This is a genomic window from Flavitalea antarctica, from assembly GCF_054461535.1.
This window is the reverse complement of record NZ_JBTLQG010000016.1, coordinates 1-23,087: the sequence shown is the minus strand read 5'-3', so window position 1 is coordinate 23,087 and position 23,087 is coordinate 1. Positions and strand designations below refer to the sequence as shown.

Genomic DNA, 23,087 nt, shown 5'->3' with positions numbered 1-23,087 from the left:
CTTAGGGAGCTCTTAAGCTCCATGACAATTTTTGTATTTCTTGCCACTGCCGCAAGGACAAGGATCGTTCCGGCCGATCTTTGGACCGACCTTCACGGGTTCCTGTTTTACAGCAGGCGTTGAAGGATCGAAATAGTCATTTTCGTTCGCGCCATAATCTTCACCACGAACTTCCACCTCTTCCTTATTCGCATGCAGGCGGCTCATATCGGTCTTCTGTTCACGCGCCTCCCTTATTTGTGACGGATTCTCCTGCTGTTCGATAGGAATACCACTATGGCAAAGGAAACTTACAATTTCACGATTTACCTCGGCGTCCATTCTCTTGAACAGATCAAAGGCGGTGATCTTGTAGATAACGAGCGGATCTTTTTGTTCAAGATAAGCGGTCTGTACACTTTGTTTAAGATCATCCATTGCACGTAGATGTTCTTTCCAGGTGTCATCTATTATAGCAAGCGTGATCTGGCGCTCAAGCGAATTAACGAGTTCGCGGCCCTCAGTGTCAAGGGTTTTGTTGAGATTTGCCAGCACCTGGATAACCTTTTTACCATCTGTAAATGGTACCACGACATTTTCAATATTGGGACCCTGTGTCTGGCGGATGTTTTTGAATACCGGCACAGCCTGCGAATGAAGATTTTTCATCTTCAGCTGATAGTGTGCAATCGCTTCAAAATATAACTTGTCTGCCAGTTCCCGCGCATTGGTTTTTTCAAACTCCTGTTGAGTGATGGCACTATCTATACCAAAGTTTACGATTGCTGAAAGCTTAAAACCTTCATAATCGCTTTGTTCCTGGAACGAACTAACCAGTCCCTCAGCAACAACATAAAACGCATTATCGAGATCCAATGCAAGGCGTTCACCAAACAAGGCGTGATTTCTTTTTTTATAGATCACGTTCCGTTGCTTGTTCATCACATCATCGTACTCGAGCAAACGTTTACGTATGCCGAAGTTATTCTCCTCAACCTTACGTTGTGCGCGCTCAATACTTTTGGTAACCATGCTATGCTGGATCACTTCACCTTCCTTGTATCCGAAACGGTCCATTATAGATGCAATCCTGTCGCTACCAAACAAACGCATCAACTCATCTTCCAATGATACGTAAAATTGTGTGGTACCCGGATCACCCTGGCGTCCGGCACGACCACGCAGCTGCCTGTCCACCCGGCGGCTTTCATGTCTTTCGGTACCGATAATGGCAAGTCCTCCCGCTTCTTTAACACCGGGCCCGAGCTTGATATCCGTACCACGACCAGCCATGTTTGTAGCAATGGTTATAGCACCGGCGAGTCCAGCTTCGGCTACTACCTGGGCTTCACGCGCGTGTTGTTTTGCGTTTAACACATTATGCGGGATCTTATTTCCCTGCAGCATTTTACTCAGCAACTCACTTACCTCAACCGAAGTTGTACCTACAAGCACGGGCCTGCCGGCATTACGCAACTTCTCAATCTCTTCAATTACATATTTATACTTTTCACGTTTGGTCTTGTAAACAAGATCCTCACTATCGATACGGATTGCCTTTACATTTGTCGGAACGGTAACTACATCAAGTTTATAAATATCCCAGAACTCACCTGCTTCGGTTACGGCTGTACCGGTCATACCGGCAAGCTTGTGATACATCCTGAAATAATTCTGTAAGGTGATAGTTGCATAGGTCTGGGTAGCCGCTTCGATCTTTACATTTTCCTTTGCCTCGATTGCCTGGTGAAGACCATCGCTATAACGACGGCCATCAAGTATACGTCCGGTTTGTTCATCTACAATTTTGACCTGTCCGTCCATCACCACATATTCAACATCCTTATCGAAAAGCGTGTATGCTTTAAGCAATTGTTGTACGGTATGTATACGTTCAGCCTTTACTGAATATTCATTCAGCACCGCTTCCTTCAATGGAAGTTTTTCTTCAGGAGTGCCGGGTTGTTTTTCAATTTCAGCCAGCTGAACACCAATATCGGGCATGATAAAGAAATCCGGATCTTCACCTGATTTTGTAATCGCCTGCAGGCCTTTATCTGTCAGATCAACAGAATTGTTTTTCTCATCGATATGAAAGAAAAGTTCAGCATCTACTTTTGGCATTTCACGTTGCTGATCAGCCAGGTAATAATTTTCTGATTTCTGCAATTTTACTTTTACACCCGGCTCGCTGAGGAACTTGATCAATGCACTGTTTTTTGGTAAACCTCGGAATGCGCGCATCAGTGCGAGTCCGCCGGTTTTTGCATCGTCCTGTCCTTCGGTGAACAGCTTCCTTGCTTCGATCAGGTTCCTGTTTACGACCTGCCGCTGCATTTCAAACAATTGCTGAACCCTTGATTTCAGGACATGGTATTGTTGCTCATCGCCTTTGGGAACAGGTCCTGATATGATCAGCGGAGTACGCGCATCATCGATCAATACACTATCAACCTCATCCACCATTGCGAAATGGTGTTTGCGTTGAACCATTTCATCAGGAGTATGCACCATGTTATCACGCAGGTAATCAAAACCAAATTCGTTATTGGTACCATAGGTTATATCTGCCTGGTATGCCTTTCTTCTTTCATTGCTGTTGGGTTGATGGCGGTCAATGCAATCAACGGTAAGTCCCAGAAATTCGAAGATTGGTCCGTTCCACTCAGAGTCACGTTTTGCGAGATAATCGTTCACGGTTACAATATGAACGCCTTCACCTGCAAGTGCATTGAGATAAGCCGGAAGCGTAGATACCAGCGTTTTACCTTCACCGGTTGCCATTTCCGCAATCTTTCCCTGGTGCAGCACTGATCCACCGATCAACTGCACATCATAATGCACCATGTTCCAGGTGATCAGGTTACCACCTGCGTTCCAGCTATTTCTGAAAACAGATTTATTATCCTCGATTTTGATATAGTCTTTCTTCACACTTAGCTCACGATCGAGGTCCGTGGCAGTGGATACGAGTTCGGTATTAGTCTTGAAACGGTTTGCAGTTTCTTTCACCACGGCAAAGGCCTCGGGATGAATTTCCTTCAGAATTTCTTCAACTTTTTTATCCCGGTCTTTTTTCAGCACGTCAACCTGCTGATAAAAAGTGTCTTTATTGGCAATCTCCGAAAACGGCAGTTCTTCTGCCTGTTTTGTAAGAGATGCGATTTCATCGTCAATTTGTTTAAGATGAGATTTAATCCTTTCCTTAAATTCTACGGTTTTTGCCCTGAGCTGGTCATTGCTCAGTGACTGGTATGATGCGAAGTGCTTGTTGATCTCCCCGACAACCGGTTCGATATTTTTTATATCTTTTTCCGATTTACTTCCCCCGAACATTTTCGAAATGAAACCTAACATATATTATCGTGTATTGAATGATTGAACTTAAAGCCCACTGAAAACCCAGTGTTTTATCTAGTCAAAAAGAATGCTACCCTGATAAAACGAGTCAATTTGACAGGGTAGCAAAGGTAATAATAAGTTGCTGGTTTAGACTACATATTACAGGTTTATTAAGAGGCGAAGGGACCGGCTTTACCGTTGATTTTTGTCACCAGCGACGAGCCGAACAGACTGAGTTTTAAAATAATATATAAAAAATTGGGGCAGTATGATTGGATTGATAAAAAAGTTAGTATTTTGCCTAAAATTATTAGTCTATGTCAGTTGCCGGCAAAAACCTGAAGTATCTTCGAAAACTTAGGGGCATGACCCAGGAAGAATTCGCTAATAAGCTTAAAATTAAGCGTTCCCTGCTAGGAGCATACGAAGAGGAGAGGGCAGAGCCCCGGCTTGAAGTGCTGGAGCTTGTCAGCGAATCTTTCAAACTTAGTCTTGATGAGCTGCTGTTGAAAGATCTTGGTGATACAAAAGGCACCTACCTGTCTAAAAGGCGTGCCCAGAAACTTGTCTCCGGCAATTCCGAGATCACTTTTGTTCCGATGAAAGCGGCAGCAGGTTACCTCGCAGGTTTTGCTGACCCGGAATTTATTGATGAACTAAACACATTTACGCTTCCGATGCTTGCTCCGGGAAGTTACCGCGCTTTTGAAATTGTAGGTGATTCTATGCTTCCTACGCCCAGCGGGTCAGTAATTGTTGGCGAGAAGGTCGATAACTTTGATGATGTGCGGGCAAGCAATACCTATATCATCATTTCGAGAAATGAAGGGATAGTCTATAAAAGGGTGATGAAAAGTAACCGCACGAAAAACAAACTGACTTTAATAAGTGACAATCCCGCTTATCAACCATACAATGTTGATGCTGAAAACATCATCGAGATCTGGAAAGCCACGCTGGTGATGAGCAAAGCAAATCAGCAACAACGGTGGGATGTAAACCAGCTTGCAGGGATAGTTAATAATCTGCAGGACCAGGTCAGCCAGTTGAAGAAAAAGATGAACTAAACGTGAAGACAGTGATGAGTGAAGAGTTATGAATTATGAGTGAGTTATGAGTTAAAAGTGGTGAGTGAGGAAAAGTTTTTAGAGGTCAAAAATTGATTTGGCCGTCCGAAAGGTATTGCAGTGTGCTTCGGTGATCGTTTTCACGTCAGGGCTGTAACCGCCGCCCATCGCCACTGTACAGGGAAGATTACGCTTACGAACCCAGCTGAACACCATTGCGTCCCGGGTTTTGCAGCCTTCGATAGTCACTTTTAGCTTACCGAATTTATCGCTCGCCAAAATATCTACGCCCGAAAGATAAAACACAAAATCAGGATTGAATCTCCGTGGCAATTCGGCCAGAGCATCATCTAGTAACCCGAGATAGGTTTCATCTGTTGTTCCATCTTCCAGGGGAATGTCCCAATCACTTCGTTCTTTATGGAAAGGATAATTATGACGGCCATGCATGCTCAGCGTAAACACAGCAGGGTTATTTTCAAATAATTTAGCCGTGCCATTGCCCTGGTGAACATCCAGATCAATGATCAGGATTTGTTTTGCCATGTTTTTCTTCAACAGGTAATTGGCAGCAACGGCAAAATCGTTCAACAGGCAGAACCCTTCACCACGATCTGCAAATGCATGATGTGTACCGCCTGCAACATTCATTGCCACACCATTTTCCATTGCATGATGGCAACAGTCGATTGTTCCCCTGGTGATAATAAGTTCTCTTTGAGTAAGTGCCGGGGACTGAGGAAAGCCAATCTGTCTTTGCTCCCGGGAAGACAAGGTTTGATCTTTCAGCTTCGAAAGATACTCAGCAGTATGCGTGTAAAGTATGATCTCGCTTTCGCAAACAGAGGGCGCAAAAACACTACTGTCGTCTATGGTGCCTTCATGAAGCAATTGTCCCGGGATCAATTCATACTTAAGCATTGGGAACCGGTGACCTTCAGGCAATGGATGAGCATAAATAGGGTCATAGGCAATATGTAATTTGCGGGAAGCCTTGTTCACCATCTTCAGAACTGCTTAGTTATTCATGTGCATGAGGCGGTTATCAACGATAGCAAAAACATCTTCTCCGGCAGCAGGTTCAATCAGGAAGGTCCCGGTAAAACGACTGAATGCAGGCAGTACACAATATTTTTCCGTAAAATAAAAACAAGGGAAACGCAGAGATTGTTTACCCAAACCTCTAACCGAAATACCAGGATGAATATGACCGGAAAAAACGTAGCACGGTTCCGGATCCCCCGGGTCGCATAAAGTCAGATCGTGCCTGAAATGAAAATCACGGATCTTCAGCGCTTCCGGTGAAATATTTATAGCTGCCTGCCGGTACCAGCTTTTGTGAAGAATATCATGGTTGCCCATGATGAGATCAATGGTCAGGAAAGGAAAATCCTGGCGCCATTTGAGAAATAATTCCAGCTCCTTGTTTTCACGACTATGAAAAAGATCTCCGACAACGATCAGTTTTTGGGGTTGAAAAAACTGGATCATCGCCACCAGGCGCTGCAGATCATGCTTGTAAACATGCTGCGGCACCGGAATGCCTGATTTCCTGAAATGCCCTGTCTTGCCAAAATGAAGGTCAGAAAGAATTAACGCCTTTTCAGATTCCCAATAAATTCCCCGTTCGTGTGAAAGCCATAAATGCTGATCCTGAATTACATGTAAATGGGGCGCTTGCATAGAGCTGCAAATATAGGTATTTGCTAAAAATTTTAGGGAATATTCATTGATGCATCATACCCGCTCCAGTTGGGTCTGCATACGTTTGACCCTGTCCTCAAGTTTTTCAGAAGACATGTTTTCTCTCATACTATCCACTTTCAGCGGGAAGCAGAAGGGCGTGAGCCGGCTCGGGACCTGTATTACAATGTCTGATTCCTGGATCCTTTGAAGCATATTTCTGAGGCGTTGTTCTTCCATTTGCTGTTCCATCACTTCATTAAATGCCTGCCGCATCAACAAATTGTTTTTATCATATTCGGCAAACACATTGAAAAGCAGGGATGCCGAATTCTGGAGATGTTTCGCTTTTTTATGTTCACCCGGGTAGCCCTGGAAAATCAGTCCGCCAATAACAGCAACATCCCTGAACTTACGTCTCGCCATTTCAGATGAGTTGACACTTCGTTGGATATCTTCGAATAAATTATCGGGTGAAAACAGTTCGTATGCATTCGAGTCATCTATCGGTATCGGCTGATCGCTAAGCAACTCAAATCCGTAATCATTCATAGCAAAAGAAAAGGTGATGGGTGTTATCCTGCTGATGCGGTAAGCCAGTATTGCAGCCATCGCCTCATGAACCAATCTTCCTTCAAAAGGATACACAAACAGGTGAAACCCATCTCTGGTTTCAATGTGTTCGATCAGTAATTCATTTTCCCGCGGTATATGCGAAAGTTGTTCCTGCAATTCAAACAATGGTTGCAAAGCCCTGAGCTCGATATCGTGGGCGCCCGGGTAACCCGTATTGCTGTGAATGACGCTACCTACCGCTTCGTTGAATTTTCTTCTTAGCATAAGGCCAAGGTTCGCTGAAAGTGGCATCCGTCCGCCATTCCAACTGGGAACTATCGATTTTTTAGAGTTTGATTTTTTTACTACTGCAGTATTGTCTTTGATCCCTACAAATTCAAGATTCCTCCCGGCGAGCGTGAAAACATCTCCGGGGTTCAATCTTGAAATAAAATATTCCTCGATCACACCAACATAACCGCCGCTTAAAAATTTTACTTTTATCATTGCATCGCTTACGATGGTACCAATATGTATGCGATGCCGCATGGCAACACGCCTGTTGGTAATACGGTACCTTCCATCAATGATTTCCACTTTTTTAAACTCATCATATTGTTGCAGGGCATTGCCGCCTTCGGTGAGGAAGTGAAGAATCTCCTGGAACTCTTCGGGGCGCATGTCGCGGTAACAATAAGTGGCTTTCACTTCATGATAGATCTCTTCGGGAAGAAATCCATCGGAGATGGCAAGCGTTCCCAGGTATTGTGAAAGCACATCAAAACATAATAACTGGGGCTGACGGCTTTCGATGAAATTCAATTTCATGGCTTCCTTCAGCGCCGCTGCTTCAACCAGTTCAAGGGAATGTGTTGGCAGAAAATAAATTTTGCTTACCTGGCCGGGCTGATGACCGCTTCGTCCCGCGCGTTGGAGAAACCTTGCGACACCCTTCGGTGATCCTACCTGTATAACGGTCTCGACTGGCCGAAAATCAACGCCAAGGTCAAGACTCGCAGTACAAACAACAGCTTTCAATTTACCGGTATGCAGATTTTCTTCTACCCATGTTCTCAGGTCCATATCAATTGATCCATGGTGCAATGCAATAACACCTGCAAGATCCGGGTTGATGCTCAGCAGCTTCTGGTACCAGATTTCGCTCATGCCCCGTGTATTGATAAATATCAATGTGGTAGTGCTCTTTTCGAGAATGGGTAAGATTTTATCAGCCAGCCTGATACCCAGGTGGCCGGCCCAGGGATATTTTTCGATTTCGTCCGGTATGATGGATTCAACTTCAATCGGCTTGTAAACGTTTGCTTTCACAATGAAAGCGTGATCACCGCAACCTCCCAGGTAATGCAGCACCGGTGAGATCAATACCTGCCGGGCCTCTTCGAGATTACCGATAGTTGCACTGATACCGATTACCGAGGGCAGTACAAGAATCCCATCATCATCAACAATATTCTCTTTTGCTTTTAGTCCTACGATCCTTGATAAAGCCAGTTCCACCTGTACACCTCTTTTGGAACCCAGCAACTCGTGCCATTCGTCAACAGCAATAATTTTGAGTTGACTGAATACAAGCGGGTAATCCTTTAGCGCAAGCAGCAGGTGTAAACTTTCGGGAGTGATGATCAGCACTTCCGGCATTTGTCTTTTTTGTTTCTGCCGGTCACTCATGGTTGTGTCACCGTTTCTTATCCCCACCTTCCAGTTCATGCCCAGTTCGAGGATAACCTCTTCCATGGCCCTTCCAATATCCTTGGCGAGTGCGCGCAAAGGGGTAACCCACAAAAGTTGCAGGCCATTTTTTGATTTTTTCTGATAATTCTCCGGATGATGATTGATGAAATCGATAAGCGACCCAAGGAATACAGAGAACGTTTTACCACAGCCTGTTGGGGCATTTACGAGCCCCGATCTGCCTTCCAGGATAAACTGCCACGACTCTTCCTGGAACGTAAATGCCTTGAATCCTTTTGACTGAAGCCAGCTGTCGATAACCTTATATCCTATTGATTGTTTTAACTGCAAAAAACTATTCCTCTTTCATTCAAATTTCGTCAAAAGTTGACAAACGGGGCCAATAATGTTGTGTTAAGGGAGATGCAAAATGCCTGCCTACAGCGTTTTCATGTATTCAAGCACGGCTTTTCTTTCTTCGGCACTCAGCCTGTCTCCAAAATAATGGCCCGAGTTACTATAGCCCGGGATTTCCGTATTGTAACTGTTAATTTCGCCAGGCTTATCATGTTTTTTAAACATCCAGCCCAGGGCTGAATAATCGTATTTCGGGTTGGCAAAGTCCCTTGACCAATAAGTCGGCCTTTTTGTACTGTTCAGCAGCGCTTCAAGCGTGGGTACAGATCCATTATGCAGGTAAGGTGCAGTGGCCCAGATGCCATCCAGCGGGGGAGCAATATAACCGTTAAACGGTTCAAGCCTCGCGGGGTGATCGCCGGTGGTGAACCAACTCCTGTTGAACCAATCAATAAACTGGGGAGAGCTATAGTTGCTGGCATTGAGCATTGAATCTGTCTGGATCGCTGCCTGCGGGATCAGCAGGTTAGGATACGTTACGGAATCACCATAAGTGCCATGGCATTTTGCACAACTGACAAGAAAAACTTCTTTCCCTTTTTTCGCCAGTGATTCGTCTATCGGTTTTTTATAATCTGGTGGTTCAAGCGAGTAGAGATAGGCAAGCACGTCAGGCATATGAGCATCTACTTCTCTTGACTCGGCAGTATCATTAACCGTCATCAGGTTGGATCCCATCAGGAAACGTCCGAAATCACCGCGTCCAAAGCCGTTGTAAAACATAGCGTTCTTCTTTTTCAACAGCCACCAGGCCGGGACGTCCGTGGGGATCACCTGCTCGGGAATTTTGATCAAAGCCTCCTTGCTCCATTTGAAAGTCACCGGATCACGATGCGCAGCCAGTACCGCAGCTAACCTGTCGGCTGGATTAACTCCCTGCACAGCTGTAATCAAATGAGGCCCGATTGTTTTTGCGACTTCGATGAATGGTGCGGCCGCAGCGTATTTTTTTGGCGCACTGAGTTTTAAAACATTTTCAGCGGTCTTTAAATTTCTCTCGCTCAATTTTTCATCACTGGCAAAATTGATAAAGGTATTACCCATACCCATGATCAATGAATCTTCAAAAACCTGTGCATGGCATTGCATGCAGTTAGGAGCTACGAGTATTTCTCCTTTTGATTCAATGGCGGTGTAATCGTGCGCCAGCTTTTCATTCCTTCCAGTGCGATTGAGGTAATTGGTCTTTACCTTGCCCATTCCCATCAGCCAGAAACTGTAGGGAATGCCACCTTTCACATAATCACCGGTTGTAAGATATTCATAGCCCTGTTGTGCATCACCGCCGAGTCTTTGGGGACTTGGAGGAATAGGCACAGGTTCGAAATCAATCAGATCGGAAACGCGGATAAATGCGAAACTGCAAATCACCAGGACAGAGAGCACCACAATTTTTTTCATGACCACCAGGTTCTGTTTGTGAAGTTAATTCACGGAGCCCACAAAATCAACTGGACCCGTTCCAGCATTGTTTAGGACAACTTCGTGGTAACTTTGAATACGACCACTTGTGCTTTTGACCAGGACCAGCTGTTATTTGGCTGTGACCAGTCAATGTTTTCCTGGTACCAGGTGTCACTGGGCCCAGTAGCTTTTTTGACCAGGACCAGTTATTATTTTGACTATACCAGTTGTTTTTTAAAGAAAATCAGTTGAGTTTTTACAATCCGGGAGCACTATTTGTTCGATAATTCGTAGCTAGTTGCCGGGAAAGCCTATTTGCCATAAACTTCAAGCATCTGTTTAAGATCCTCGATAGTATTTATCTCATCAGGCTTCTTATCCCTCCGCCAGCGGGAGATCCTTGGGAAACGCAAGGCGACACCTGATTTGTGCCTGTTGCTGGCTGCTATTCCTTCAAAAGCGATTTCAAAAACAAGTTCCGGCTTTACCGTGCGGACAGGTCCGAATTTTTCTATGGAATGAGTTTTAACAAAAGCATCAACCTGGTTAAACTCTTTATCAGTCAGACCCGAATATGCCTTGGTAAATGCAACAAGTTTGTCGCCATCTTTCACAGCGAAGGTGTAGTCAGTATATAGATTACTCCGCCGTCCTGATCCTTTCTGCGCATAGATCATCACACAATCGATAACAAGGGGATCAATTTTCCATTTCCACCAATCGCCTCTTTTGCGTCCAACCTGGTAAGTGGACATCTTGCGTTTCAACATGATGCCTTCACTACCCATCTCGCGGGATCGGGTGCGCATTTCCGTTAGCTCCTGCCAGGACTTGTAATCAATCACCTCCGAAAGTATCAATGCCGGGTGTTTTGCGGCGCTGACAATTTTTTCAAGTATGGTTCTTCTTTCAATTAAAGTTGCTTCACGGAAATCCCTTCCTTCATATTCAAGCAGATCATAAACAAAAAATGTTATCGGGGTTTCAAGCAATTGTTTTTTGGTGAGATTTTTCCGACCAATCCTTGTTTGCAGCAGCGCGAAAGGCAGTGGCTTTCCTTCAAGGCTTGGGATGATTTCGCCATCGAGTACAACTCCTTCAGGGATCAGTTCGCGCAGCGTATCATACTCGGGGAATTTGTCTGTCATCAACTCTTCACCACGGCTCCATACAAACAATTCATTATTACGTTTGATGATCTGTCCCCGTATACCGTCCCACTTCCATTCTGCCTGCCAGTCTGCGGGGTCGCCCAATGCTGATGGATCTTCTTCAAGTGCATAAGCAAGGTAAAAAGGGTAGGGCTTGGAATGATCGGCTGCCAGTGCGTTTTCACTTAACAGGTCCTCTATCGTAGTATTCATCGGGTTCCAGTTACCACTGATCCGGTGCGCTATTACCGATGATGGTAAATTAACAGTTTTGGACAAAGCATTAACCATCATTTTCTGCGACACACCGATCCTGAAGCTGCCTGTTATCAGTTTATTGAAAACAAAACGTTCGGCCTGGGTCATACTGTTCCATGATGAAAGTATAAACTCTTTCCGAACCGCTTCCGGCTCTTTATCAATCAATGTAAGTTGTTCCAGATAGTAATGCAGCGGGCGGGAGGCTTCAGTGATTACAGCCTCCGGCAGCAGGAGCGCAATCGTTTCGCCGAGGTCACCTACAGTGTGGTAACTCTCCTCCATTAACCAGATCGGCAAGCCGACGATTTCGGCGCACCAGTTAAAAAGTTGGGTGGAATTAACAGCCCGCTTCGGTCGCCTGCCGCTAAAGATCGCGATTACCCATACCTTATCGCGTGGATGTGCTTTGGCAAAATAATCTGAAAGTGCTTCCAGCTTTTCATTCGTTTTTGTAGACGAACCGAGTGTAACCACCAGATCAGAAAATAATCGCATAACTATTGATCTTTAGTTTCATTATCAGAGGTGGTTGCATCATCTTCGCTGTCTGGGTCCTCATCAAAGATTACGTCATCGCTGTCGATGATTACAGCATCGCTGCCATTGATTACATCATTACTATCATTCGATGTACTTTCTGAAGTGGCCTTATTATCACCATCAGAAGCTTCATCGCTCGCCGGTATGTTCTCATCGTCTTCTTTTCCATATTCAGTTTTCACTTCGGCTGATTCGATTCCACATTCATTGAGATAACGGCTAAGGACAGACTGGAATCCATGAGTGACGAATACTTTTTCGGCACCGGTAGCCTTTATCGATTCAAGCAATCCTTTCCAGTCGGCATGGTCGCTAAGCGCAAAGCCGGCATCTGCATTGCGACGCCTGACGTTTCCCCTGACCTGCATCCATCCGCTGCAAACCCCTACTGCATGCGGCCGGAATCTTTTCATCCAGGGCGTTCCGTCGGCGCTTGGGGGTGCAATGATCACTTTTCCCGTATAATTTTCTTTCGCGATTTCTGGAGTTACCCGTTTTACATCGGGAAGTGCCCAGCCAGCCTGTTGCAGGGCGAGATGGCCGTTCCAGATGGCTCCATGCACATATATATCATTACAAACGGCCGGTATACACTGCAGCAAACGCTGGGCTTTACCAAGGCTGTAAGCCAGCAGAACGGAAGTTTTGCCGGCTTCCCTGTTGCCGTTTATCCAATCCTGGATATTCTGAAATATTTCGTGTTGAGGTTTCCAATGATAAATCGGTAGGCCGAAGGTTGATTCAGTGATAAAGGTGTTGCAGCGCACAGGCTCAAACTTGCCACTTAATCCATCATCCTCCGTTTTGTAATCACCGCTCACCACCCAGACTTCTCCCTGGTATTCAACTCTGACCTGGGATGATCCTATCATGTGACCGGCCGGGTGAAGAGAGACTCTGACACCGTTCAGATAGGTGGTATCTTCCCACTCCATACTTTGCACGTTCACATCGCCCAAACGTAGATACAGCAAGGGTTTGCAATCAGTATGGCAGAGATAAGATGAGGAACCCCATCTTGCATGATCGCTATGTGCATGAGTGATGACGGCACGTTCCACCGGCGCCCATGGATCAATATAGAAATCACCCGGTGGGCAGTACAATCCCTTGTTTGTAAATTCTATGAGTCCCATCAGGTTGCAAGCTTATGCTTTGAGACTGCAATTATTATTCCTTTGAAGATATCCGGCCTGAAAGCGGGAAATCAGTAAACCGCCTTGATCTGGCCGTCTATCTTTTTTACGAAAAATAACTTCTTGTTTTCGTAATAATCAGTCTTGCCCGTTTGCTTATTGATCACAGGCTGAATGTTGAAGTCGTAGAATACCTTGTATTTATCAGTCACCAGTTTCTGTTGGATCGGCGCTTCAAGCGTATCCACTAACATGTGTGAAAACTGGTAGGTTGTTTCAAAACCGCGGAAAACCATTTCGCCGGGACGTACATAGTAGTCTTTGCTGTATTTGCGGTTTAAGTTCGCCGCCGTGCTATCCGACGGCGCTATATAAAAAGGAGTGGAATATATAATCTCGAGCCCTTTGTACAATGAGCCAGAAAAATTTACGGCATCCCAGTTTGGCATGCCTACGAGGATATTTGCATGGCTGCCCGTATTCAGTTCACTTAACTGGGTGGCGAGCCTGGTTCCGAAATTCACATCCAGACTGGCAGACAATGCTATAGTTGTTTTTGCAGGATTAAGATGAGCAGCAACTTCATCCGGTGTAAATCCATCGTTCAGTGTTACGTATTTCAGCTTGAGTGGAACTGAAGCGGTGGTTTTCTCAATTTCTTTCAGGTAAAAATTAAGCCTGTCTTCCTGCGCGCCTTTCTTACGAAATACAACAATTGGCGACAATGCGTAGTTTTTTTGCATGAACTTATACAAACCTTCACAGTGAGTAAACAAGGTAGAGTTGAGTAAGATGTAATTTGGATTATCCGAAACTCCGGCCTCATTCGGGAAGTTGACATTGATAAACGGAATTTTCCGATCCTTAGCCAGGTGTGCGAGCCACTGTGCATCTGCCATGTTCACATGGGCTATGATGATTTCTGTTCCATCGAATTCCGGTTGGTCGATGATCTTTTGCAGCGCGGGTTTGCCTGACCTTGTATCAAAAATATTTATATCAAGTTCAAGACCTTGTTTACGGATGGAGTCGATGGCCAGTTGAACGCCCTGGTAAAATTCAAGTCCCGGTGCGATAAACTTTGGAAGAACCTTACCGTACCGGTAATTGCCCGCTGCATCAAACGCTGAATCAAGATATAGAGGAGCCAGTACCGAGATTTTGTGACGCTTAACAGCCGTATCGGTCTGGCCCGATACATTCAATACAAATAAGCAAAGCAGGCAGGAAATAACAACCCGGTAGGATCCTAGCATAGACATCTTTGTTTAATGAGCTTATTCTTCCTGCTACAAAACGGTTACTCCCATTCAATGGTTGCAGGGGGCTTGCTACTAATATCATAAACCACCCTGTTAATTCCCTTAACATTATTGATGATATCTCCGGAAATGAAGGCCAGGAAATCGTAAGGCAGGTGCGCCCAGTCTGCAGTCATACCGTCAACCGATGTCACAGCTCTCAAAGCAATAGTAAATTCGTAGGTACGTTCATCACCCATCACACCCACACTTTTTACGGGTAACAGGATCGCCCCGGCCTGCCAAACTGTATCGTAGAGTTTATGTTCTTTCAGCGCCAGTGTAAACCGGTAATCTGCCTCCTGTAATAATGCTACTTTTTCCGGTGTGATCTCACCGAGGATGCGGATAGCAAGTCCGGGTCCGGGGAATGGATGCCTGTTCAGAAGGTCGGCGGGTATTCCAAGTTCCCGTCCCACTTTCCTGACCTCATCTTTAAAGAGATAACGCAAAGGCTCAACAAGTTCCAGGTGCATGATGTCCGGCAGGCCGCCGACATTGTGATGTGATTTGATAGTAACCGAAGGACCGTGAACGGAAACACTTTCGATTACGTCCGGATATATTGTGCCCTGGCCAAGCAGTTCAATTCCTTCAATATGTTTTGCCTCATCCTGGAACACATCGATGAACAGACCTCCTATCGTTTTTCGTTTTGATTCGGGATCCGTTTTGCCGGCCAGCGCATCATAGAATATTTGTTTGGCATCAACTCCCTTAACGTTCAGGCCGATCTCATTGTAGGTCTTAAGCACCTGTTCAAACTCACCTTTTCTTAAGACACCGTTGTCGACGAATATTCCTGAGAGGTTGTCTCCTATGGCCCGGTGAATAAGCGTTGCAGCCACGGTGGAATCGACACCCCCGCTCAGGGCCATGATCACCTTGCGATTACCGATCTGTTTTTTGAGAGATGAAACGGTATCTGTGATAAAATGTTCGGGCGTCCAATCCTGTTTGCATTCACAGATATCGACCAGGAAATTTTTTATGATCTTCTTTCCTTCGATCGAATGATAGACCTCCGGGTGAAACTGAACGCCATACAATACGGCTCCATCGGTTTTACGAAATGCCGCAACAGGAATACTTTCAGTGGTGGCAAGTAATTCAAATCCCGTGGGAAGTTCGAGGATGGTATCGGCATGGCTCATCCAGACCTGGCTGGTCGGGCTGATATCTTTGAAGAGTTTGTCGTGTGTGGTAGCATGTAAAAATGCCCTGCCGTATTCTCTTTTATTGCTTTTTTCAACTTTTCCACCGAACTGTTTGGCGGTCAGCTGTGCCCCATAGCACACACCAAGAACCGGAACGCGGTCAGTCATGGCTGTTATATCCACATATGGCGCGTTAGGGTCATTCACCGAGAATGGGGACCCTGAGAGGATGATGCCTTTGATACCGGCATCAAAGTTAATTTCCTTATGAAATGGGGTGATTTCGCAGTAAATGTTCGCTTCCCGCACGGCCCTGGCTATCAATTGAGTGTATTGTGAACCGAAATCGAGAATGATGATCTTTTCCGTCATGGTAGCGCGAAGGTAAAAAATCAAATTTAGATTTGCGTAACCTCTGGCTGTTTGTGTATTACTAATTAAATATGTTAGTTAAGTGTAAAAAGCGTAACCTTTATTACTTATCTGCGTCAAATGTGTATTATCTGGAATATTTAATAATATTTGCATCGTTAAACACACATTTTATGAGAAAACTCCTTTTACTCCTTTTGCCTGTCATCGTTTTCACTTCCTGCCGTTTTGGTGGCGGAAAACGCGTAGAGGGTAATGGAAATATCAAGTCCCAGGAACGGTCTGTTGGTTCCTTTACCGAAGTTGAAGTACACGGTTCAATTGATGTCCATGTCAGCCAGGGTGATCTGAAGCCTGTCCGTATCGAAGGCGATGAAAATCTGCTACAGTATATCGAGATCAAGGAAAATGGTAATAAGATCGAAGTAAGAACCCGCCGCGGTTACAACCTGAGACCCACCTCAGATCTCAAGATCTATGTTACGTCACCGAAATTTTCTGTTATTGATGTTTCCGGAGCCTGCGATATAATCGGCGACACCAGGATTAGCAATGACGAAAAACTAAGCCTGCATGTCAGCGGTGCGGGTGATATAAAAATGGAAGTGGATGTGCCGGTGATCAGTGCTGATATATCGGGCAGTGGTTCGGTAAATCTGAAAGGGAAAACGAGAGATTTTTCATGCGATCTTTCAGGTGCGGGGCATGCCAGGTGCTTCGACCTGTTGTCTGAAAATACCACCATCGATATTTCGGGTGCCGGTGATGCAGAAGTGTACGCCAGTATGAAGGTTGATGCAGAAGTCAGTGGGGCAGGTACCGTAAAATACAAAGGCAACGCAGGCACTGTAAATCAAAAAGTGAGTGGGGCAGGAAGTGTAAGAAAAGTTGATTAGATCTGATCCTGAGCACCTGATCAGGGCTGATAACGGACGACAACACATAGGACGACAACACATATCGAAATATTGCAAAGCCGGTTTTTATATGCGGAAAACCGGCTTTGCCCGTTTTAAGCCTTTTTGGAAGCAATTTCTTCCAGCGCCTTTACCAGCTTTTGAACGTCCTGGATGGATGTATACACATGCGGTGTGATCCTCACGGCTTTGATGTTTTCCCAAACAATATTTGTACAGTGAATTTTATACTTGCCGAAAAGTGCATTGTCAAGTTCAGTTGTTGTCATCCCATCAACGGACACACCGCAAATGGCACAGGAGTACTGCGGTTTTAACGAGGTATGAATTTTTACCCCTGGAATTTCTTTGGCTCTTGAGGCCCAGTAATTTTTAAGATACCTGATCCGCTCTTCTTTTCTTCTGGCCCCGATGCCATTGTGAAAATTGATTGCTTCACCAATGCCTTGTTCGATTGGAAAACTACGTGTGCCCAATGTTTCGAATTTCCTGATATCATTGCTCCTGGGTTTATCATTACATAAGAGCGGCCAGATCTTTTCAATCTTATCTTTTTTTATCCATAACATGCCTGAACCTATAGGCGCACTGAGGAATTTGTGAAGACTGGTCCCGAAATAATCACAATCAAGGTCCGGTATTTTAAAATCCAGCAAGCCAAAACTATGGGCACCGTCAACCAGTACCTCAACACCTTTACTATGCGCCATACGCGCAATTTTTTTCACCGGCATGATCTGCCCGACCCAGTTTACGACATGGGTGATATGAACGAGTTTTGTTTTTGATGTGATGGCATTTTCAAAGGCTTTTACTATTGTATCATCATCTTCTATTGGAAAATCAAAATTCAACTGTGTATATTGTATTCCTTCGCGCAAGGCTCTCTGTTTCCATGCTTGTATCATGTTTGGATAATCCTGCTTTGTGCCAATAACTTCATCTCCATTATTCAGATCCATTCCATAGATAACCGTATTCAAAGCTTCCGTTGCATTGCGGTTGATCGCTATCTCTTCCGGGTCACAACCCGCAAGTTGAGCCAGCTTTTCTCTTAATGGTTCCCGGCCCTGGTCAAGGATCCGCCACATAAAATAAGAAGGAGCTTCGTTGGAAAATTTATTATAACGCTCCACCGCATCCTGCACCACTTTCGGTGATGGACTTACGCCCCCGTTATTGAAGTTTATGATATTCGGATTTACAGTAAATGACTGTTGTATCACACTCCAGTAGTCTTCATCACCTGCGGCCTGGAATGGGTCAAGGTTTGAAATCCTGCTACCGGCTCTCTCCATGTCCGCAGCATGTATCTGGTTAAACAGGCTATGCGTAGAAAAGGCCCCTGCCATTAAGCCGGCCTTATAGAAAAAATTTCTCCTGGAGTTCGTCATGAAAGAAAGTTATCAAATTTTGTTGACTCATCACTCATAACTCTCAATTCATCACTCCCGGAGGTATCTCACAAGGATCTTTACGTCCCGGTTCCTGCCTTTATCATCTGTACATGATATTTTAACCGGGCCTTCTTCCGGCATAAAAAACTGGCTGGTACCTGCTTCTGCGGTCTTGAAAAATTTATTATCGATATACCAGTGGACCTTTGTCACGTCTGCCCCGGCGCTGCAACTCAGTTGAATTGGCTCAGGAAATTTTTTACTGATAAGGTATTCAGCGCCGTTTTTCGGTGAAACAATTGCCGGACCATTTTCCAGGAAAACTTTTTCACATAGGGGGTTGTGTGGAGGAATGCGGTTATATGGTGTGTTCCTTTCGCTGAACCAGGCCAGCATATCGGGAGAGTAATTGTTATACATTTTCTTTTTATAGCCGCTCTGAGGCAGGCAGGTATTACAATAAGATAGCTTCTCATCCGCCGATACGGACACCTCACTAAGATGGTCACACGTTTTTGTTGATGAAGTAAGTGGCAGGTAATAGTCGTTAATGATATCGGTACAAAATTCTGCCGGTGGCAAACCTGTTTCAGAACATACCAGCCTGTTCAAACAGTCTTCCGGCTGCCTGAACCATTCCTGGTCACTATCATAATCGATGGTATTAAAGATCCTGAAAAGAAGTGGGGTAGCTGTGTTTGTACCACTCAGGGATGCAACGCCCAACCCGGAGAAATTTCCAAGCCAGACACCCACTGTAAAGTTTTTATTGTACCCGATGCTCCAGGCATCACGTCGGCCATAACTTGTACCTGTTTTCCACGCGATCTTTGGCATATGCTCCGTGCTGCGCCAGTTGAGCGGAAAATCAGGCCGGTTAACTTTTGAAAGAATTTCGTTGATCATAAAGCTTGCAGCAGGACTGCAGATCCGCCGCGGTCCGGGCAGCCTGGTGTTTGCGAGGATGGCAGGTTTAACAAAGTTTCCATCATTTGCAAAGGCACTGTAAAGACCTGTCAGCTCTTCGAGTGTTGCACCGCACCCACCCAGGATCATTGACAATCCCAGTTTGCGCTGGTCTTTTTTTACCTGTTCAAAACCACAGATCGCAAGTTTGTCTATTAATCGGTCCTTGCCCAGCCTTCCCAGGGTTTTTACAGCAGGAATATTCAACGAATGTTCGAGTGCAAAATCCATGGCAACCTGTCCATTGAACTGCCGGTCATAATTTTCGGGTGCATAACCTGCATAATTGATCGCCACATCACTGATGATCGTCTTGGGTGTAAGGATGCCCTCATCGATACTCATTGCATACACCAATGGTTTTAGGGTACTTCCCGGCTGGCGGACGGCTGCAGCCCCATTTACCTGGCCGGCATCAATACTGTCGGAAAAGTCAGCAGAGCCGAGGTAGGAAACGATTTTATGTGTCCTGTTGTCTATCACTATCACCGCAGCATTCCGGATTTGCTGCAAACGAAAGGTCCTGGAATAGTCAGCCACTATTTTTTCAATATTGGACTGCATATTCATTGAAATATTCGTTCGGATATCGATACCACCCGATGCCCTTAGTTTTTGTGAGAGATGAGGTAATAGTTTGGGAACCTTGGTTCTTGAAGCGGTTAGCGGCTCCTGCAATGCATCGGATATTTCTTTAGCAGTAAAGATGTTTTCTTTCCGGAACCAGTTCAGCCATTTGTTTCTTTCCCCGACTATACGATCATTATTTTTGCCGATTACCAGTGATGAGGGGCGGTTTGGAATTATCGACAGAGCCGTGATTTCCGCGAGCGACAAGTGGTCAGGATTCTTTTTAAAATAGAGAATAGCTGCAGATTTTACCCCTTCAATATTTCCTCCATAAGGAACCAGGTTCAGATAAAGCTGGAAAATCTCTGATTTTGAATATTTCAGTTCAAGCTGAAAGGCCCGGAAAATTTCCACAAATTTATTCAGGTAGGTGCGCCGTTTTGGTTCGAGTGCACGGGCGACCTGCATGGTGATTGTTGAAGCACCGGAAGTTCTTTTGCCACGCAAAATGTTTTTTGAGAATGCGCGGAATATTGCCGCTGGGTTTACCCCCGGATGACTGTAAAAAAACCGGTCCTCCTTATGAAGTATGGTTTTCTTGAGGAGCGGCGAAATTTCTTCCAGGGAAGTTTTCAAACGCCATTTCTGATCAGGTGTCAGGTAAGCATGTATGAGCTCACCTTTGTCATCATAAACAGCCGTGGAATATTCCAACTTATCAGGTAATGGAAAGACCAGGTTAAGGGTAACAAACGCAAAACCCAGGATTACCACGAAGATCAATCCGCGGAAAAGCCACTTCTTCAGCTGGTAGCGTTTGTTATTCATTTCAATTGCATAGTAAATGATGCCATCGGCTCAGTAAACTGCCGGTCTGAGTTTTTCCGTTATGCGATATAAGAACGATTTTCTACTTTTAAACGAAATAACGAACATAATTATTTAATGTATACAACGCTTTAAGAAGTTTGCCCGTCGAAGCCTTGGTTCACCGTCGCTTTACAAAATATCTTCCTGAAAAAATAAACCAGTCATCGCAATACCCCAACATCAACCCTTACCTATGCGCCCAAGATCATTGTTTTCTTTGATTCTTATTTTGGCTTTTATTTCCTGCAACCGCAACATCGTTAACCTGGACTACACTAATGCCAAAGACGAAGTTCCAACACTTGGCAACCTCATCTTCAGGTTTGATAAGGCGCTTGTAAAAGATTCCCTCCTCAACAAATGGGATTCCACAGAATACATATCATTCACCCCGGCAATACCCGGCAGGTTCAGGTGGGAAACGCCCGATCAGCTGGTCTTCTCACCATCGAAGCCGTTGCCCCCGGCCACAGATTTCAAGGCAACATTAAAAAGCGACATACTGCAGTATTCAGCTTTTGATAAGATTGGAAAATCTGATAAGATCCTTTTTACTACACCGCTATTAAAACTTGACAATACAAATATTACCTGGGTGGTCACCGATGAAAGTTCGAACTCAGCATTACCACAGGCTGATTTGTATTTTAATTATCCCGTTGATCCTGCCACTCTTAAAAACAAGCTGGCTATCCGGATTGATGACAAAGATGTTGCTTACCAGGTTAACACCTTATCTGCTGATAGCAAAATCTCTATCCGGCTCAAAGGTCTGCAGTTGCAGGAAAAGGATATCAACGCCATAGTGGTTTTGCAAAAGGGCATTGTGCCCCAGGGTGGAAACAAGGCAACCGAAAGCGAGCTCAAATCTGAATTGCTGATACCTTCGCCTTTTAATCTTACCGTCAACGAAGTTACCGCAGAACACAGTGGAAACGGGGGAGAGATCTATGTGAAAACCAACCAACAGGTTATTGCGGACCGGCTTTCTTCATTGTTGAAAATCACACCTGCAGTGAAATTCAGTACGGAGTTAACCGATGATGGGTTTTTAATACGAAGTGAACAATTCGATGTTGAAAAAACCTACGTGCTTGATGTGCAGGAAGGCTTGCGCGGCCGTATCGGGGGTGTGCTGCGGGAACCATACACAAACAACATCTCTTTTGGTGAACTTGAACCGTCCATAAGTTTTGTAAACGGTAAGGCAGTTTATCTTTCAGGTGCAGGCAACCAGCAAATTGAAATGCGGATCGTGAACGTGCCAAAAATCAAAGTGGTGATCTCCAAGATCTATGAGTCGAATCTACTGGTGGCTCAACGTTATGGTTATTATCCAAAGGACGACAGGCGTGACAGTGAAGGGTATGAGGATGAATATGAAAGTAACAGCCCGGACCTTGGCGACATTGTTTATGAAAAAGAAATTGATACGCGTTCTTTACCAAAGTACGGCAACTCGCGATTGCTGAAGTTTAATGTGGAGGACCGCCTTGCTGATTTTAAAGGTATATACCATATAAAGGTCAGGTCGGACAAGGATTATTGGTTAAGCGACAGCCGCTTTATTGCAAAGTCAGATATAGGTCTGATGGCCAAAGAGGGAAAAGACAAGTTATATGTATTCGCAAACAGCCTCCAGACAGCCATGGCCATGCCTGGTGTGAATGTAGTGGTTTATGGAAACAATAACCAGGTGCTTGGCGTTGGTTCAACCAAAGAAGATGGCGTTGCCGAAATTGCATATACCAGGAAAGAGTTTGCCGGTTTCAAACCAGCAATGTTAGTTGCCAAAACAGAAGCCGATTTTAACTACCTGCCGTTTTCAAATACCAGGGTCAATACATCAAGATTCGAAACTGGCGGCAAAACGCTGAACCAGACAGGTCTTGATGCATTTATCTATGCGGAAAGAGATATATACAGGCCGGGAGAAAGGGTAAACTTTTCGGTGATCACCCGTGACGCAAACTGGAAAATCCCGGGTGAACTGCCCGTGATCCTTAAGTTTTTATTGCCAAACGGCAAGGAATTAAAAACTTTCCGGAAAACGTTAAATGAACAGGGATCTTTAGCCGGGGATGTGGATCTGTCAGTTTCTGCGATCACCGGAACTTATTCGCTGGAGGTTTATAGTTCTACTGAGGTGCTGCTGGCAAGCAAAGCTTTTAGCGTCGAAGAATTTGTGCCTGACAGAATCAAAGTTACTACCAAACTGGATAAGGCTACACTTGCTCCTGCAGAGCCTGTGGTTCTCTCCATAAATGCAGTCAACTTTTTTGGGCCGGCTGCCGCGAACAGGAATTATGA

At 45.0% G+C, this 23,087-nt stretch carries 14 protein-coding genes; 3 read left to right on the top strand and 11 right to left on the bottom strand.

Annotated elements, in window-relative coordinates; all coding sequences use genetic code 11:
- Window positions 1-12: 12 nt before the first annotated feature.
- On the bottom strand, window positions 13-3,336 hold the full coding sequence (secA, locus tag ACX0G7_RS15255; RefSeq protein WP_458924362.1) for a preprotein translocase subunit SecA: 3,324 nt from the start codon (window positions 3,334-3,336) through the stop codon (window positions 13-15).
- 302 nt (window positions 3,337-3,638) lie between these two features.
- Here secA and ACX0G7_RS15250 point away from each other — a divergent pair, with 302 nt between their 5' ends.
- Window positions 3,639-4,388 carry an XRE family transcriptional regulator gene (locus tag ACX0G7_RS15250; protein ID WP_458924361.1) on the top strand — a complete coding sequence of 250 codons (750 nt, stop codon included), beginning with the start codon at window positions 3,639-3,641 and terminating at the stop codon, window positions 4,386-4,388.
- Between the two features lie 78 nt (window positions 4,389-4,466).
- Here ACX0G7_RS15250 and ACX0G7_RS15245 read toward each other — a convergent pair whose 3' ends face one another.
- From ACX0G7_RS15245 to guaA, 8 genes are all read right to left on the bottom strand, one after another.
- A complete protein-coding gene (locus ACX0G7_RS15245) occupies window positions 4,467-5,393 on the bottom strand; it encodes a histone deacetylase family protein (RefSeq protein ID WP_458924360.1) in 927 nt (308 codons plus the stop codon).
- A 12-nt stretch (window positions 5,394-5,405) separates the two neighbouring features.
- Window positions 5,406-6,071: a ligase-associated DNA damage response endonuclease PdeM gene (pdeM, locus tag ACX0G7_RS15240; RefSeq protein WP_458924359.1), complete on the bottom strand. Its 666-nt coding sequence runs from the start codon at window positions 6,069-6,071 to the stop codon at window positions 5,406-5,408.
- Window positions 6,072-6,125: 54 nt separating this feature from the next.
- Entirely contained in the window at window positions 6,126-8,669 is a 2,544-nt protein-coding gene (locus ACX0G7_RS15235; protein WP_458924358.1) for a ligase-associated DNA damage response DEXH box helicase, read from the bottom strand.
- An 87-nt stretch (window positions 8,670-8,756) separates the two neighbouring features.
- Complete coding sequence (locus tag ACX0G7_RS15230; protein ID WP_458924357.1) at window positions 8,757-10,136, bottom strand: c-type cytochrome; 1,380 nt, start codon at window positions 10,134-10,136, stop codon at window positions 8,757-8,759.
- 314 nt (window positions 10,137-10,450) lie between these two features.
- Window positions 10,451-12,046: an ATP-dependent DNA ligase gene (locus tag ACX0G7_RS15225; RefSeq protein ID WP_458924356.1), complete on the bottom strand. Its 1,596-nt coding sequence runs from the start codon at window positions 12,044-12,046 to the stop codon at window positions 10,451-10,453.
- Between the two features lie 2 nt (window positions 12,047-12,048).
- Complete coding sequence (locus tag ACX0G7_RS15220; RefSeq protein ID WP_458924355.1) at window positions 12,049-13,227, bottom strand: ligase-associated DNA damage response exonuclease; 1,179 nt, start codon at window positions 13,225-13,227, stop codon at window positions 12,049-12,051.
- Between the two features lie 71 nt (window positions 13,228-13,298).
- Window positions 13,299-14,483, bottom strand: coding sequence for an ABC transporter substrate-binding protein (locus ACX0G7_RS15215; RefSeq protein WP_458924354.1), 1,185 nt, complete (start codon window positions 14,481-14,483; stop codon window positions 13,299-13,301).
- A gap of 44 nt (window positions 14,484-14,527) precedes the next feature.
- A complete protein-coding gene (guaA, locus tag ACX0G7_RS15210) occupies window positions 14,528-16,057 on the bottom strand; it encodes a glutamine-hydrolyzing GMP synthase (RefSeq protein WP_458924353.1) in 1,530 nt (509 codons plus the stop codon).
- Between the two features lie 173 nt (window positions 16,058-16,230).
- Between guaA and ACX0G7_RS15205 the strand changes: the two genes are divergently transcribed.
- On the top strand, window positions 16,231-16,953 hold the full coding sequence (locus ACX0G7_RS15205; protein ID WP_458924352.1) for a head GIN domain-containing protein: 723 nt from the start codon (window positions 16,231-16,233) through the stop codon (window positions 16,951-16,953).
- A gap of 116 nt (window positions 16,954-17,069) precedes the next feature.
- Here ACX0G7_RS15205 and ACX0G7_RS15200 read toward each other — a convergent pair whose 3' ends face one another.
- Window positions 17,070-18,368 carry an aminotransferase class V-fold PLP-dependent enzyme gene (locus ACX0G7_RS15200; protein WP_458924351.1) on the bottom strand — a complete coding sequence of 433 codons (1,299 nt, stop codon included), beginning with the start codon at window positions 18,366-18,368 and terminating at the stop codon, window positions 17,070-17,072.
- Window positions 18,369-18,419: 51 nt separating this feature from the next.
- Window positions 18,420-20,735: a penicillin-binding protein 1C gene (gene pbpC, locus ACX0G7_RS15195; RefSeq protein WP_458924350.1), complete on the bottom strand. Its 2,316-nt coding sequence runs from the start codon at window positions 20,733-20,735 to the stop codon at window positions 18,420-18,422.
- A gap of 235 nt (window positions 20,736-20,970) precedes the next feature.
- On the opposite strand from pbpC, the gene ACX0G7_RS15190 reads away from it, so the two are divergent.
- On the top strand, window positions 20,971-23,087 hold a 2,117-nt coding region (locus ACX0G7_RS15190), incomplete at its 3' end, for an MG2 domain-containing protein (protein ID WP_458924349.1).

What these genes read in the sequence shown, in the direction of transcription:
- secA (WP_458924362.1), bottom strand. Translation starts at nt 3,336, where the DNA reads ATGTTAGGTTTCATTTCGAAAATGTTCGGGGGAAGTAAATCGGAAAAA.
- ACX0G7_RS15250 (WP_458924361.1), top strand. Translation starts at nt 3,639, where the DNA reads ATGTCAGTTGCCGGCAAAAACCTGAAGTATCTTCGAAAACTTAGGGGC.
- ACX0G7_RS15245 (WP_458924360.1), bottom strand. Translation starts at nt 5,393, where the DNA reads ATGGTGAACAAGGCTTCCCGCAAATTACATATTGCCTATGACCCTATT.
- pdeM (WP_458924359.1), bottom strand. Translation starts at nt 6,071, where the DNA reads ATGCAAGCGCCCCATTTACATGTAATTCAGGATCAGCATTTATGGCTT.
- ACX0G7_RS15230 (WP_458924357.1), bottom strand. Translation starts at nt 10,136, where the DNA reads ATGAAAAAAATTGTGGTGCTCTCTGTCCTGGTGATTTGCAGTTTCGCA.
- ACX0G7_RS15225 (WP_458924356.1), bottom strand. Translation starts at nt 12,046, where the DNA reads ATGCGATTATTTTCTGATCTGGTGGTTACACTCGGTTCGTCTACAAAA.
- ACX0G7_RS15220 (WP_458924355.1), bottom strand. Translation starts at nt 13,227, where the DNA reads ATGGGACTCATAGAATTTACAAACAAGGGATTGTACTGCCCACCGGGT.
- ACX0G7_RS15215 (WP_458924354.1), bottom strand. Translation starts at nt 14,483, where the DNA reads ATGCTAGGATCCTACCGGGTTGTTATTTCCTGCCTGCTTTGCTTATTT.
- guaA (WP_458924353.1), bottom strand. Translation starts at nt 16,057, where the DNA reads ATGACGGAAAAGATCATCATTCTCGATTTCGGTTCACAATACACTCAA.
- ACX0G7_RS15205 (WP_458924352.1), top strand. Translation starts at nt 16,231, where the DNA reads ATGAGAAAACTCCTTTTACTCCTTTTGCCTGTCATCGTTTTCACTTCC.
- ACX0G7_RS15200 (WP_458924351.1), bottom strand. Translation starts at nt 18,368, where the DNA reads ATGACGAACTCCAGGAGAAATTTTTTCTATAAGGCCGGCTTAATGGCA.
- pbpC (WP_458924350.1), bottom strand. Translation starts at nt 20,735, where the DNA reads ATGAATAACAAACGCTACCAGCTGAAGAAGTGGCTTTTCCGCGGATTG.